Annotated in this window: 13 protein-coding genes; 7 read left to right on the plus strand and 6 right to left on the minus strand. The window is 52.6% G+C overall.

Features of this window, described 5'->3' with window-relative positions:
• The first annotated feature begins 163 nt into the window (after window positions 1-163).
• The gene (serS, locus tag BM040_RS12425; protein WP_092101742.1) at window positions 164-1,438 is read left to right on the plus strand and encodes a serine--tRNA ligase; all 1,275 of its coding nucleotides are present in this window, start codon (window positions 164-166) and stop codon (window positions 1,436-1,438) included.
• Window positions 1,439-1,542: 104 nt separating this feature from the next.
• Here serS and BM040_RS12430 read toward each other — a convergent pair whose 3' ends face one another.
• From BM040_RS12430 to polX, 4 genes are all read right to left on the minus strand, one after another.
• A complete protein-coding gene (locus BM040_RS12430) occupies window positions 1,543-1,896 on the minus strand; it encodes a hypothetical protein (RefSeq protein ID WP_245756205.1) in 354 nt (117 codons plus the stop codon).
• A gap of 60 nt (window positions 1,897-1,956) precedes the next feature.
• The gene (locus BM040_RS12435; RefSeq protein WP_139217805.1) at window positions 1,957-2,559 is read right to left on the minus strand and encodes a hypothetical protein; all 603 of its coding nucleotides are present in this window, start codon (window positions 2,557-2,559) and stop codon (window positions 1,957-1,959) included.
• An 11-nt stretch (window positions 2,560-2,570) separates the two neighbouring features.
• Window positions 2,571-3,554 carry a glycosyltransferase family 9 protein gene (locus tag BM040_RS12440; RefSeq protein ID WP_092101751.1) on the minus strand — a complete coding sequence of 328 codons (984 nt, stop codon included), beginning with the start codon at window positions 3,552-3,554 and terminating at the stop codon, window positions 2,571-2,573.
• Between the two features lie 191 nt (window positions 3,555-3,745).
• Complete coding sequence (gene polX / locus BM040_RS12445) at window positions 3,746-5,449, minus strand: DNA polymerase/3'-5' exonuclease PolX (protein ID WP_092102858.1); 1,704 nt, start codon at window positions 5,447-5,449, stop codon at window positions 3,746-3,748.
• 186 nt (window positions 5,450-5,635) lie between these two features.
• On the opposite strand from polX, the gene BM040_RS12450 reads away from it, so the two are divergent.
• The 6 genes from BM040_RS12450 to BM040_RS12475 all read left to right on the plus strand — a co-directional run bounded on the left by BM040_RS12450 (window position 5,636) and on the right by BM040_RS12475 (window position 10,305).
• On the plus strand, window positions 5,636-6,028 hold the full coding sequence (locus BM040_RS12450) for a hypothetical protein (RefSeq protein ID WP_092101754.1): 393 nt from the start codon (window positions 5,636-5,638) through the stop codon (window positions 6,026-6,028).
• A gap of 119 nt (window positions 6,029-6,147) precedes the next feature.
• The gene (locus tag BM040_RS12455; RefSeq protein ID WP_092101757.1) at window positions 6,148-6,552 is read left to right on the plus strand and encodes a hypothetical protein; all 405 of its coding nucleotides are present in this window, start codon (window positions 6,148-6,150) and stop codon (window positions 6,550-6,552) included.
• Window positions 6,553-6,614: 62 nt separating this feature from the next.
• Window positions 6,615-7,025 (plus strand): EVE domain-containing protein, encoded by a 411-nt coding sequence (locus tag BM040_RS12460; protein WP_092101760.1) that lies wholly within the window; start codon window positions 6,615-6,617, stop codon window positions 7,023-7,025.
• A gap of 110 nt (window positions 7,026-7,135) precedes the next feature.
• Entirely contained in the window at window positions 7,136-8,626 is a 1,491-nt protein-coding gene (locus BM040_RS12465; RefSeq protein ID WP_139217806.1) for a hypothetical protein, read from the plus strand.
• Between the two features lie 194 nt (window positions 8,627-8,820).
• Window positions 8,821-9,369, plus strand: a complete 549-nt coding sequence (gene pyrR, locus BM040_RS12470; RefSeq protein ID WP_092101766.1) for a bifunctional pyr operon transcriptional regulator/uracil phosphoribosyltransferase PyrR — start codon at window positions 8,821-8,823, stop codon at window positions 9,367-9,369.
• Between the two features lie 12 nt (window positions 9,370-9,381).
• The gene (locus tag BM040_RS12475) at window positions 9,382-10,305 is read left to right on the plus strand and encodes an aspartate carbamoyltransferase catalytic subunit (RefSeq protein WP_092101769.1); all 924 of its coding nucleotides are present in this window, start codon (window positions 9,382-9,384) and stop codon (window positions 10,303-10,305) included.
• Window positions 10,306-11,242: 937 nt separating this feature from the next.
• On the opposite strand, the gene BM040_RS22125 is transcribed toward BM040_RS12475, so the two are convergent.
• Both BM040_RS22125 and BM040_RS12485 read right to left on the minus strand, forming a co-directional pair.
• Window positions 11,243-12,724 carry an OmpA family protein gene (locus BM040_RS22125; protein ID WP_175491056.1) on the minus strand — a complete coding sequence of 494 codons (1,482 nt, stop codon included), beginning with the start codon at window positions 12,722-12,724 and terminating at the stop codon, window positions 11,243-11,245.
• 378 nt (window positions 12,725-13,102) lie between these two features.
• Window positions 13,103-14,395, minus strand: coding sequence for an aminopeptidase P N-terminal domain-containing protein (locus BM040_RS12485; protein WP_092101774.1), 1,293 nt, complete (start codon window positions 14,393-14,395; stop codon window positions 13,103-13,105).
• Window positions 14,396-14,424 lie beyond the last annotated feature (29 nt).

Consider the following 14,424-nt stretch of genomic DNA (forward strand, 5'->3'; position numbering starts at 1 on the left):
GAGCCTTCTTCAAATGCACCGCAATGTTATTGCAATGCTCGTTAATTAACAAATATTACCGTTTGTTTTAGATAAAAAGTTTCAATTTTTGTTTAAAAGATTTCGTAAAAGCCGCTAAATAGTTTAAAAGCGCTATTTTTGCGGTTATACATTATACTTTATTATGCTACAGCTATCAGTTTTAAGAGAGCAGACCGAGCAGGTGATTGCCGGGCTGAACAAGAAAAACTACAAAAACGCTGCCGAGGAGGTAGCCGCTCTGCTGGAGCTCGATCAGCAGCGACGCCAGGTTCAGAACGAGCACGATACACTTCAGAGCCGCGCCAATTCCCTCTCGAAAGAGATTGGTATGCTGATGAAGAACGGAGAGCGCGAGAAGGCCGAGGCCGCCAAAGCCGAAACCTCCGAACTGAAGCAGCAAACCAAAGCCTTAGCTGAGCAACTCTCGTCCCTGGAGGACCAGATTCAGAGCGCCCTGTACAAACTGCCTAACCTGCCGCACGAGAGCGTGCCTTTCGGCAAAAGCGCCGAGGACAACGAGGTGGTGCTGGAGCATGGCCAGATTCCGCAGCTGCACGAAGGCGCGCTGCCACACTGGGAGCTAATCCAGAAATACGACATCATTGATTTTGAGCTGGGCAACAAAGTATCCGGAGCCGGTTTTCCGTTTTACAAGAAGCAGGGAGCACGCTTACAGCGCGCGCTTATCAACTTCTTCCTCGACGAGGCCATCAAGGCCGGATACATGGAGGTGCAGCCACCGATTGTGGTAAATGAGGCGTCTGGCTATGGTACGGGCCAGTTGCCCGACAAGGACGGACAGATGTATCATGCCACGGCAGACAACCTGTACCTGATCCCAACAGCAGAGGTTCCCATCACAAACATGTACCGTGATGAAATTGTTCCGGTGGATCAGCTGCCTATCAAGAATACGGGCCATACGCCTTGTTTCCGTCGTGAGGCCGGTTCCTGGGGTGCTGACGTGCGCGGCCTGAACCGCCTGCACCAGTTCGATAAGGTGGAGATTGTGCAGGTAACGCTGCCGGAGAAATCGTACGAGGCGCTGGAGGAGATGAGCAGCTACATACAGGGGCTGTTGCAGAAACTGGAGCTGCCTTACCGCGTGCTGCGCCTGTGCGGCGGCGACATGGGCTTTACCTCCGCCCTTACCTACGACATGGAAGTATACTCTACCGCTCAGGGTCGCTGGCTAGAGGTAAGTTCTGCCTCTAACTTCGAGACCTACCAGGCCAACCGCCTGAAGCTGCGCTATAAAACCGAGTCGGGTAAAACGCAGCTGCTGCATACGTTGAACGGTAGCGCCCTGGCCCTGCCACGCATTGTAGCGGCTATACTGGAGAACAACCAAACGCCGGACGGCATCAACATGCCAAAGGTGCTGCACCCATACTTAGGGTTCGAGAAGATCTCTTAATTCTTAAACGCGGAGATGTGACGATGCTCCACGAATAAACGAAACGCCGCTGAAGTATAACTTCAGCGGCGTTTCTGCTTTCAAACAATTTCACTCCGATTCTTTTACTCTTCCCCGCCAAACTGCTCCAGATAAGCCTGGTACTGGTTCTTGAGTTTATACTTTTTGATCAGGATTTTGGGCTCGTCCATACCTTCAGGGGTTAGTTCCTGGCTTTGGAGCAACTGCTGCAGGGCCTCCGCTTCGTTTTCAGAGCCGTCTATACTTTGGTAAGCCTCCAGAAAGGCTGGCATCAGTTGCAGCTTGTTCTTTTTTATCGCTACGTAGCCCACCGACATCAGCTTCTCCAGCCCCTGCTCCACTTCCTTTCGCGTCAGCACGGTTCCGTCCTGCGCATCGGCCATAAGCAGAATCTCAGCCAACGGCGCGCTGCCATCTTCGTCAGATGCTAAAAGCATGGCATTTAATAGCTGCACATCTGATTCTTCCCATGTTAAATTATATTTAGGCATAATTTGTTATTCAATATTTATCCAGCCGTAGCCGGTGTCTTTTTTATAAATGATGCCTCCGCCACATGCTTCAGCTAGATGTAGAAAAATACCATCCGACTTTAACAGTACAGCATTTTGCAGATCTTCGCCTAGTATATCTCCTGTTTCTTCTTCGATCAGCGTTGGCGCAATTGTCTGTCCGGCCTCAACCTTTTCAAAAATCTCTATCCAATCCATGTTGCGCATGTCCTCAAACAAAGTACCTGCCCCGAATACGCTGTAGGACTTCTGTTCATCCTGAAACACGATCATCACCCCTTTCTCATCGGTAGCAGTGTTCACGATTAAAAAGGCTACATCCTCCTGTTTATCCCCGTCAAAATCACCTGAAAGAATATTTGGTTGCACCCAGTTACCAACCCTATACTTCTGGTTTAGACCCTGCGCCAGAAAAGCCTCCTCGGCCCAACCGGGCAATACTACAAAGGTTTGATCTTCTGGTGCTGTTTCCGTCGCCTCAGTAGCACTTCCTGTCTCCAAAACATCAGGCTCAGCTATACTTTGCTGTGCCTCGCTGCAGCCCTGCAGAAGTATAAAAGCAAGCAGGCAAGTATAAATTCTTCTCATTGGCCTTACATTCATACTTTCAGATCCTCAAACGAAATGTCGCGCATGCACTTAAAATGGCCTTTGGGGCACTTGCTGTAGCCGATTTTGGAGCAGGGGCGGCAGCTGAGGCCCTGCACTTCCAGCACTTTATACTTTGTGCGGAAGGGGTACATGCCGAACTCTGGGATAGTGTTGCCCCACACGCTGATGATGTCCTTCCGGAAAGCCGCCGCAATGTGCATCAGGCCCGTGTCGTGGCTTACTACCTGCGTGGCCTGCCGCACCAGGGAGGCCGAGCCGTTGAGGCTATACTTGCCGCAGGCGTTGTAAATCGTTGTTCGGTGTTCGGTGTTCGTTGTTTGCTTTTGGAAATATGATGCTATTTCCTCGCCGGTGGCGGCGTCTTCCTTGCCTCCCAAAAGTATAACCGGCTGCTGCAGGCGCTCACACAGCTCGATGATGCGCTCGGTGGGCAGGCGCTTGGTGTAATGCTGCGCGCCGATAGCGAAAGCCACATAGCCCTGCTGAAAGCCTTCCGGCAGAGTATGAACGCCTACCTCATCCTGGGCAGGAATAAAGTAATCCAGCCCGCCTCCGTCGTCTTTTACGCCCAATGCGGCAGCGGCATCGAGGTAGCGTTGCACAATATGCACGTCGGGCAGGCGGTTGAGCTTGAAGTTCACCATCAGCCACTTCTCGTAGTTGAGCTTGTTAAAGCTGCGGCTCGGCTTGCCCAGCCTTGTTTTGATGATGCGCGTGCGCAGGTTGTTGTGCAGATCCACCACGTAGTCGAAGTTCTCCGCCTTCAGCTCCTGCACCAGGTCGCTCAGCTTCTCCCCCAGCACATGCACCTTGTCCACATACGGGTTGTTGGCCAGTATACTCTGGAAGGCTTTTTTGGTGCAATAGTGTACCTCCGCCCCCGGCACCTGCTGCTTGATGCAGCGGATAACGGGCGTGGTCAGCACGATATCGCCGATGGAGGAAAAACGAAGTATGAGGATTTTTGGCATTTTATACTTTAGGAAAACGCGGCCGCAAGTTTTCAACTTGTGGCTATACTTGGGCTACCTGGTTTGCATACTTACCAGCACATGTGCTTTATGAAGCCGCTGGCTTCAGTGGAGTCAGAGACTCCACATCACTTTTTGGTCACGAATCTGAAGATTCGCGCCAGTAGAGGTTAAGATTGATTCTTTGCCCGCTACTTTATCTTCTCCTTCCGCTCCCTGAAATACTTCTCCACTTCCTCCAGCGACTTGGCGTTGAAGGTCATCTCCTTCGTGAGGCCTCCTTTTCTGCCAACCAGCACGCCGTACTTCATGTCGTCGTAGCCACTGGTGTGGTGGGCATCGGGGTTTATACTTAGCATCACGCCTTTTTCCAGTGCATACTGCACGTAACGCCAGTCCAGGTCCAGGCGCCAGGGGTTGGAATTTATCTCGATGATGACGTTGTTGGCGGCGCAGGCGTCGATCACCATTTTGTGGTTGATCGGGTAGCCCTCGCGGCGCAGCAGCAGGCGGCCGGTAGGGTGTCCCAGCATGGTGGTGTAAGGGTTCTCGATGGCCGTGATCAGGCGCGCGGTTGCCCTCTGCTCGTCCATGTTCAGCGTGCTGTGGATGCTGGCCACAATGAAGTCGAAGGTCCTGAGGATGTCTTCGTCGTAGTCCAACGAGCCGTCGCCCAGAATATCTGACTCAATGCCTTTGAAGATCCGGAACGGAGCCAGCCTCTTGTTCAGCTCATCTATTTCCTTCTGCTGGCGCAACACATCGCCCTCGCGCAGGCCACCAGCGTAGGCAGCTGTTTTGCTGTGGTCAGATATGCCCAGGTACTCGTAGCCCATGTCGCGGCAGTAGGTCGCCATCTGTTCCAAAGTATGCGCACCGTCGGAGTAGGTGCTGTGGTTGTGCAGAATGCCTTTCAGGTCGGAAAGCTCGAGCAGCTGGGGCAATTTGTTTTGCAGCGCCAGTTCCAGCTCGTTCGTGCCTTCGCGCAGCTCGGGCGCAACGTAGGCCATGCCCGCTGATTTGTAAATGTCTGCTTCCGAAGTATAGGCTTGCCCGCGCACAACCGTTAGCAGGTTGGTGCTGGCCGTAAACAGCTGCGCCAGGTGCTCCACGCTTGCAGAGGTCAGCAGCAACTCGTTGGCAAAGCGCTCTGTGGGTACCAACCGCACCTCCACCGGCATACCGGTTTCGGCCAGCCAGCCGCGCCAGGCAAACGGACCGGAGGCTTTTTCATCCTCCCGCAGCTCGACCATACGTTGCAGCGCCTCATGCGCCTTCACCGGGGCACCTGTGGCAAGTACAAACTGCAGCTGGGTGATGATCTCCATGCGGCGGCGCATCTCCCCCACCAGTTCTACCTGCGCCTCGTGCACAGCGGCTTTTATACTTTGCAGGAGGCCTTCAGCTACCAGTTCCGCCTCTGCATAGAGCAGTTTGCCACGGTTCTGCTGGGTAAAGAGCAGGGCCTGCTTGATGTTCTCCTGCGTTTTGGCGCCGAAGCCTTTCAGTTTGCTCACTTTATCCAGCTCGCAGGCCTCCAGCAGCTCTTCCACGGTCTCGGCACCGAGCTCTTTCCAGAGGTTGCGCACCTTTTTAGGGCCGATGCCTTTGATGCGCAGCATCTCCACCACCCCCGGCGGCGTTACCTGCAGCATCTGGTCCAGCTCGGCAAAAGTGCCTTTTTCGTTTATCTCCAGAATCTTGGCAGCAATGCCCTTGCCCACACCCTGTATGCCCTCCAGCTGCGCCTGCGTCAGCGTTTCCAGCGGTTCCTCTACCAGTTCCAAGGCCGCTACGGCGTTGGCGTAAGAGCGCACCTTAAACGGATTTTCGTCGTGGAGCTCCATGAGCTCGGCAGCCAGCTTAAACTGTTTTATGATCTTCTTGTTTTCCAAAGCCTGCGTCTTGTCGGTATGCTGCAAAGATAGCGAAAACCACCCGAACCATTGCTCCTCTCTTAGGCTCTCTGTAGCAGCTTCTTGTACTTAATTAAGATGCGGGGCAGGGAGAATAGTTGCCCTTCTATACTTCGATATACGCGCTAATTCTCTATCTTAGCATGTAACCAGACACGCATATTTATGAGAAATGCTTTTGTGTTTTGCCTGTTGTGCCTGCTTTTTATGGCTGTTACCTGCAAGCCAGACGACAAAGTGGTGGCCCAGCTGGCCGGTAAAGTATGGCTGCATTCCTTTGAGGAAGACGAGGAGGGCTTGTGGGTATACCGCCCCAATACTTATGACTTTCCGCCTTCCAGAGGGCGAACCGGCTTTAGTGCAGAAGCTGGCGGCGTATTTAAGCGCTACGAAATTGCCCCTGCCGACGGCCTGCAGGAGGAAACAGGCGAGTGGACGCACCTGAAAAAGAACCTGGTGGAGGTCCGCATGGCCGAGGGCAGCAACCCTCCGTTAGAGTACCGCATCGAGATTGTGTCGATCAGCGACAGCCTGCTGAAAGTAAAGCGGCTGGAATAAATTTTAAACGTTCGCTATACATTAGAAGTATAGTATATACTTAAGCGGGCATAGCCTGAGCGCTAATACAAGTTTATACTTTAAACTATGGATTACACCTCAAGATAAAAGAAAGCCTGATGCTCAGTTACGAAAAACTATCCAGATCAACCCGAACCAGAACCGCCTTGCTGCTGCTTTTGCTGTTCATGGTGCTTGCCGTAGTTGACCTGTTCATCAGCTTTTTCGGAGGTTTGGTGCTGGGCGTGCTGCTGGTGCAATTCGAGTGGGAGGCACACCGCTTCCTGAAACGCGCGGCAGGAAGCATCCCCAGGTTGTACCGCATGTTCACGGGCATCAGCAAGCAGTACCTTTCCCTGAGCCGCTACCACAAACTATTACTGAAGGCCGCCCTGCTGGCACTTGTTTTTATACTCATGCTATCGGGTGTGCTCCATACTTTTTGGGGCGGGCTGCTGAGCGGCATACTGCTGGTTCTTCTCACACACGATGTCCTGCGCTACCAGCAGCAACAAGGTAAATAAACCACACTAACCTTTTAACTTTCTAACTTTACAACTTTCTAACTTACATCACCCTTACCGTAATGCAACACTGGTTAGTTAAATCAGAACCTGAAACTTACTCCTGGGCCGACCTGGTAAAAGACGGCCGCACCATGTGGGACGGCGTGCGCAACTACCAGGCCCGCAACAACATGCAGCAGATGCAACCCGGCGACCTAGTGCTCTTCTACCACAGCGTATCCGAAAAAGCTATTGTGGGCATCGCCAAGGTAGATAAAGCCGCCTACCCCGACCCTACCGCCAAAGACGACAAAGGCAACTGGGTGGTGGTAGACCTGGTGCCCTTCCGCGATTTTAAAGATGCTGTAACACTGGAGCAGATAAAGAAAGATGAACGCCTGAAGGACATTGCCCTGCTGCGCCAGTCGCGCCTTTCGGTTATGCCGCTCAAGGCCGAGGAATTTGACGTACTACTGGCATTAGGGAACTAACCCGCAATTAGTCAGGGAATATAACAACGAATAGCAGCTTTTTGTAGTAAACATAAAAGCTGCTATTTTTATACTATTCCTCCAGAGTATAGGATTTACGCCCTGATGCTATGCGATACGTCCGCTACCTTCTCGCCCTGATGCTTCAGGTAACACTGTTGCCGCTGCTACTGGCCCAGCAGCAACCTACGCAACCGGTGCGGCTGGAGCTTCCCTTTAAACCGGCCGACGTAGACGTAGACCTTATCGCACTGCCCGACAGTAGCCTGCTGCTGTACCATAAAACAGCCAATCTTTGGAAAACAGAGGCCACCTTCCACTTCACCAAGTATAACGCCCAACTGGAGGAAGTATGGACGGACACCGCCAGCCTCGGCGCCGACTTCGACTACATGCGCTGCTACACGGTTTATCCCTACACGTATCTGGTGTTCGGTGGTGACAACCTGCGCGATTATACGTTCGTGCGCCTCAACTATAAAACAGGAGACATCTGGCACAAGAAATTCATTATCGAACAGCTGGACGATATCTATGAATTCGCCGTGCTGCAGGGCAACTTCTTTTTGATAGGCAACGATGTTAAAGAGGATAAGCCCCTGCTGCTTCACTTAAACCCAAAATCCGGTGAGGCCACGCCCCTGCCCTCCCTCATTGGCCAGGAGTCGTCTTTTTCAGACCTGCTGGCCGACCATGAGCAGAACCGGGTGGATGTGGTCATCTCTGAATCGAACGGGCGGGTATCGCGGCTGCAGGTAAAGAGCTTTGATGCCAACGGCAAGCTGCTGAATAATTATTTTATACTTCAGCGGGAGGATAAAAGCCTGCTGAATGCGGAGCTTAGCCCCGGCGACACCACCCGGAAAATGCTGGTAGGCACTTACGGCGCCCGCGACCTGCGCTTCTCGCAGGGCTTTTTCGTGAGGCCGATGGCTTCTAACCTGGAGGAGGGAAAGTTTTACAACCTGCTGCAACTCCGCAACTTCTTCAAGTACATGAGCCCACGCCGGGAGGAGCGCACCCGCCGCCGGGAGCAGGCCCGCATTCAGGCAGGCCGGAACCTTGGCCTCAACCACCGCCTCCTCCTCCACGACCTTATCTTAACGCCCACCGGCTACATTCTGGCTGCGGAGGCCTATGTGCCGCAGTACGGGGACGGCACAAGCCGTAATATTCGTTTCTCGCCGGCTTTTATTCCGCAGCGCACCGAGTATGGCTACAAGCGCAGCCACGCCATCGCCATGGGTTTCGACCACGACGGCACACTGCTCTGGGACAACGCCATGCCCCTGAACGGCATTACAACTACCTACCTCACGCACCTGCTCGAAGCGCAGCTTCTGGCGGACGGACGCCTGGTAATGGCCTACCCCGATAACAGCAAAATCGTGTACCAGCTGATGGATGAGGATACTTTTGTTGATGAGAAGACAGAGCTGGAGCTGCTGCCCTACGATGAGAGCGAGAAAATCCAGACAACGGAGTACCCCGGCCTCATCTCCTGGTACGGCAACAGTATGGCCGCCTTCGGCTTCCAGCGCATCAAGGCAAAGGGAGGAGACATCCGCCAAGTCTTCTATATCAACAAGATAACCTTTTAGCTGTTGCCTGTCAGACACAGGAATCTCAGCGCATAAAAAATACCTAGGATTATAAAACCAGGAACAGCTAAGGCGTACGCCACGCTAGTCTCCTAACTTTTTACCCCTTCAACTTTCTAACTTTTTAACTCTTTAACTTTCTAACTTTCTAACTCCCCCAATCCTTTCTATATTTGCATGTAATTATCACAGCCATGCAGAAAAGACTCATCGTAAGCCACCAATTGCTCGAGATCATGGTGATGCGCCTTTGCCACCAGCTAATCGAGAACCATGGCGACTTTTCCGATTCTGTGATCCTGGGCCTGCAGCCGCGCGGCAAGTTTGTGGCGCAGCGCATCCAAAGCACCCTGGCCAGCATCCTTGGCAAACAGGTACCCACCGGCCTCCTGGACACCACCTTCCACCGCGACGACTTCCGCCGCCGCGACACCCCGCTTACGGCCAATGCCACCGAGATAAATTTTGTGGTAGAGGACAAAAAAGTGATTCTGGTGGATGACGTGCTGTACACCGGCCGCTCGGTGCGCGCTGCCCTCGATGCCATGATTGCCTACGGCCGCCCCGCCAACGTGGAGCTGCTGGTGCTGGTAGACCGCCTTTACACGCGCCACCTGCCCATACAGCCTACTTATGTGGGCCGCAAGGTAAACTCGCTGTTGAGCCAGCGGGTACTGGTGGAGTGGAAAGGGCAGCAGGCTGAGGAAGATGCCATCTGGCTAATTACCAAAACCGACGAATAAATTTTCCCATACATGCAAGAGCTCAGCGTCCGGCACCTGTTAGGTATCAAAGAAATCACCCCTCAAGACATTCAGCTCATTTTTGAGACCGCTGATAACTTTAAAGACGTACTGAACAGGCCGATCAAGAAAGTGCCTTCGCTGCGCGATATTACCATCGCCAACGTATTTTTCGAGAACTCCACGCGCACGCGCCTCTCCTTCGAACTGGCCGAAAAGCGCCTCTCCGCCGATGTGATAAACTTCAGCAGCAGCGGCAGCTCGGTAAAGAAAGGCGAAACCCTGCTGGACACGGTCAACAACATCCTGGCCATGAAGGTGGACATGATCGTGATGCGCCACTCCAGCCCCGGCGCGCCGCACTTCCTGAGCAAGCACATCCCGGCCAACATTGTAAACGCCGGCGACGGCACCCACGAGCACCCCACCCAGGCACTGCTCGACTCCTTCTCTATCCGGGAGCGGTTGGGAGAAGTGGCGGGTAAAAAAGTAGTTATCATTGGGGATATCCTGCACTCGCGGGTGGCGCTATCCAACATTTTTGCCTTACAAAAGCAAGGTGCCGAGGTAATGGTCTGCGGCCCCATGACGCTGCTGCCCAAGTATATTCAGCAACTGGGCGTGAAGGTGGAAACCAACGTGCGTAAGGCGCTGGAGTGGTGCGATGTGGCTAACGTGCTGCGCATACAGCTGGAACGCCAGCAAATGAAGTATTTCCCGTCGTTGCGCGAGTATACGCTGTACTATGGAATCGATAAGAAACTGCTCGACAGCCTGAACAAGGAGATTGTGCTGATGCACCCGGGACCAATAAACCGTGGCGTGGAACTCAGCTCCGATGCCGCTGACTCGCATCACTCCATCATCCTGAACCAGGTGGAAAATGGTGTGGCCATCCGCATGGCAGTGTTATTCCTGCTGGCTCAGAAAGGGTAACAAAGTATAAAAAAGCATGTAACTCATATAGTATGAAGCCCGCTCTTTTAGGTAGAGCGGGCTTCATACTATAACTCCCCTTCGTTTGTCTCTGACAAGTGTAAGCTATACTTAGATCTTCGGAGGTATACTTCAATTATACTTTATACTTGCTTGGCTTGCTGTAGACTTCTCCGCTGGCGCGAGTTTACAACTCGTGCCTACTTATTAGGTTTTCAACCTAACTGGCTCGCAGGACCATACTTATACTTTGGCTATACTTTATACTTGCCTGCTTATACTCTCCTAGCCGCTGCTTCCTTCAACTTGACTCAAGCTATCCTTACTAGCTTCCGTTCCTCCTCCAGACTCACATACCTATAGTTCCACCTATACTTTGGCTCCCTCAAGGCCGGGAGGCCTCGCCTTCGGGCATCGCGCGGTGTACATTTCCTTTGCTACCCTTCGGTCGCAATGCCCTTAACGGGCACCAGAAATCTACAAGGCGCTCAACCCAAAGGCTGGGAACAGAATCGATAGCCGCTGTCTTTGCTACTGGAAAGTAAAGTATAAAATAGTAAGTATAGAACTGTCCCCTTGAGGACAAGTGAGAATGGGAGTTCGAAACTTGCGAGCGAAGCTCTGTAGGGGTGTAATGCTGGATTTATACTTTGCATAAAAGGTCACTACGAAGCTTATACTTCAGCCAAAGTAACTACAGGCTCCCCTCCTTAGATAAGGAGGGGGTAGGGGTGGTTGGACCCGGTGCTGCAAAAAATCCCTCTCCTATTTTTAGAAATGTAAAAGCTCCCCTTTGAAGCCAAGGGAATAGATGCTACCTGACAACTGCGTTGAGCACATAGAAATCAGTCTAAGAGCCATACTTTATACTTCAACCTAAAACAAAACGGCCGCAGGCGAATGCCTGCGGCCGTTTTGTTTTTCTAATTCGGATACGTTAATCCAAATCAAGTTGCATATCCGGCGTGTTCATTTCGAAGCCTACCCTTCTGTTCTGAGCACGCTCTTTCTCAGTTCTACGCTTAGACAGACGCTCGTTCACTTTTACAAGTGGCTGCGTTTCGCCATAGCCCTTCGTTACCAGTCGGTCTGGGTTCTGTACGCCCTGCTGAATCAGGTACTCCTTCACCGCCTCGGCTCTCTTCTCAGAAAGCGCTTGGTTGTACTCCTCAGAACCGATGTGGTCAGCGTGGCCTTTAATCAGCAGCACGTGTTCTGGATATTTCTGCAGCGCTACAGTGATGCTGTCGAGCAGTTGTTTGTAGCTATCCTGCACACGGGCTCTGTCGAACTCGAAGCGTACTTTCTCTTCGATCAGCTTCTTAGTAGCAGCGTCGATTTCAGGGCAACCGTTCTCTGTGCCTGGGCCAGGTGTGTTAGGGCAAGCATCCTCGTTATCTGGCACACCGTCACCGTCAGAGTCTACAGGGCAGCCATCTGGGCCAACCTGAACACCGGCAGGAGTATCAGGGCACTTATCCTGTGCATCAGCTACACCGTCGTTGTCAGAGTCAGGGCAACCGTTAGTAGCAGCAGTACCGGCCTCATCAGGGCACTGATCGTCTTTGTCGGCAATACCGTCACCGTCGCGGTCAGGGCAACCATTCAGGTTCGCCACGCCAGCCTCGTTAGGGCACTCATCCTGGTAATCAGGAACTCCGTCGCCGTCAGTATCAATAGGGCAACCGTTCTTGTCTACCTGCACGCCAGTTGGGGTGTCAGGGCACTTGTCACGTCTATCCGGCACACCGTCACCGTCAGTGTCTTTCGCTTTGCCAAGGTTAAAGCCCAGACCTACGTTGTGCATCAGGAAACGATCGTTATCGCCGGTGTCGTAGCCGTCGATTTTATCCTGTCCGATGATCATGTAGTTAGTCTCCACGAAGGCGCTAACCGCATCTGAGAAACGCAGGCGAATACCGGCGCCACCTCTACCAGCAAGGGTAAAGAACTTGTCGTCGTTGTGCACAGCAGGGCCAGCAGGAGGCGCCGTGGCATCGGTCTTAGCCCAGGCACCGCCACCCGCAATCTGCAGGTATGGGCCGATAAAGGCATCCTCTTTCAGGATGGTGCCATACATTTTAAGACGCAGGCCGAGCATAACGGTACCCATCTGCGCATCAAACTTACCACCTTCATACAGGCCTTTACCAGAATCCTCGGTGCTACCGTAGGTCAGGTGCAAGCCTGCGTCAAAAGAAGGGCTGATGTAGCGGTTCAGGGATATGCCTCCGCCCCACTCCAGGTCGCCAAATTTATCATCGCCTGTGATGTCGCCTTTATACTGCAAGGCGCTTCCGTATATCTGCAGGTTTGTTCGTTGGTCGCTGCTCTGCGCTATTGCGTCTGTTCCTGCTGCTACGAGCAAGGCCATAAGCGCGAAAGCAATTTTCTTAATTCTTGATAAATGTGTTTGCATGATTCTACAAAGTATATGTTGATATGAAGATACGTGCATGTTTGGATACGAGTTTTTTTTGTGCCAAAAAATTTGCACTCGTTCCCTAGGTCGGGTGCAGCCTACTAACATGCTTTTTCAAGGGGAGGAAATGTTCGCCCATAGGCACTCAATTGATTAGGTTGAACATAAACTACTGTATACCACTATTTAAATTGCACCTGTTTCGAGTCAGGCAGTTCGCACAGTTTCTGTTTTATACTTCAAACTGAAACGACAGAGCAAGGTTGTTTACTTCAATTTTTTTTGACTTAAGGCCCTTAATTTTTGTGTAAGCACAGTAAAAAAGGCCGTCAGCATACACTGACAGCCCTTATACTGCCAGTACAATCTAAAATGTTACCTGCCCTGCATCAGGCGCTCAATATCATCAGCCTCGATGGGGATATGCGCCATTAGGTCTTTCGGCCCATTGTGCGTCACCAGGATGTCGTTCTCCAGCCTTACACCAATGCCCTCCTCGCGGATGTAGATGCCCGGCTCGCAGGTAAACACCATGCCTTCCTCAAAGGGGCGGTACTTGTTGCCTACGTCGTGCACGTCCAGGCCCAGGTGGTGCGAGGTGCCGTGCATGAAGTATTTTTTGTACAGTGGTTTCTCGGGATCCTGATTGCGCACGTCGCTCTCGTTAAGCAGGCCCAGCTTAATCAGTTCGTTCTCCATCACCGTGCCCACAAATTGATGGTACTGGGCCAGCGTATTACCGGGCACCAGCATGCGGGTGGCTGTTTTCATCACCGTCAGCACGGCCTCGTATACTTCGCGCTGGCGTGGGGTGAACTTGCCGTTTACCGGCACGGTGCGCGTCAGGTCGGCGGCGTAGTTGGCGTACTCCGCCCCAAAGTCCATCAGCACCAGGTCGCCATCCTTGCACTCACGGTTGTTGTCGGTATAGTGCAGGATACAGGCGTTGATGCCGGAGGCGATGATTGACTCATAGGCCGCCCCCTTGGAGCGGTTGCGCAGAAATTCGTGGTAAATCTCTGCCTCAATCTCATACTCCATCACTCCTGGCTTTATAAAGCCCAGCAGCCTTCTGAAAGCTTTGTCGGTGATGTCGCAGGCCTGCTGAATCAGTTCTATCTCACGTTCTGACTTAATGGCCCGGAGCTGGTGCATGATGGGAGCGCTGCGCTCATACTTGTGCAGCGGGTATTGTTCCTTGACTTTTTTGATGAAGCGGGCATCGCGGGTTTCTACCTCTACCACGGCACGCAGGTGCTCGTTGGTGTTCAGGTAGAGGTGCTCGGCCTCAAAGGCCAGCGAGTGCAGCACCTGATCAAATTGGTGCGTCCAGTAAATAGTTTGGATACCCGAAACTTCGCGGGCCTGTTCTTTGGTGAGTTTGTAGCCCTCCCAGGTCAGGATATGGTCGTTGGTCTCGCGGATGAAGAGGATTTCCTTTAGGTGCTCTTCCCGGCAGTCGTGGAACAGGAGCAGGATGCTTTCTTCCTGGTCTACGCCGGAGAGGTAAAATAAATCGCTGTTCTGCCGGAAGGGCATCGTACCGTCGGCATTGGTGGGCATGATGTCGTTGGCGTGGAAGATAGCGATGGACGAGGGCTTGAGCTGCTTACAAAAGCTGTGGCGGTTGCGCACAAAAAGCTCCTGCCCTATCGGAAGGTATTTCATGTAGTTTTATTTAGTAGGGTTAAGCGCGT

The sequence above is a fragment of the Pontibacter chinhatensis genome, from assembly GCF_900113285.1.
In the GTDB taxonomy this organism is placed as follows: domain Bacteria; phylum Bacteroidota; class Bacteroidia; order Cytophagales; family Hymenobacteraceae; genus Pontibacter; species Pontibacter chinhatensis.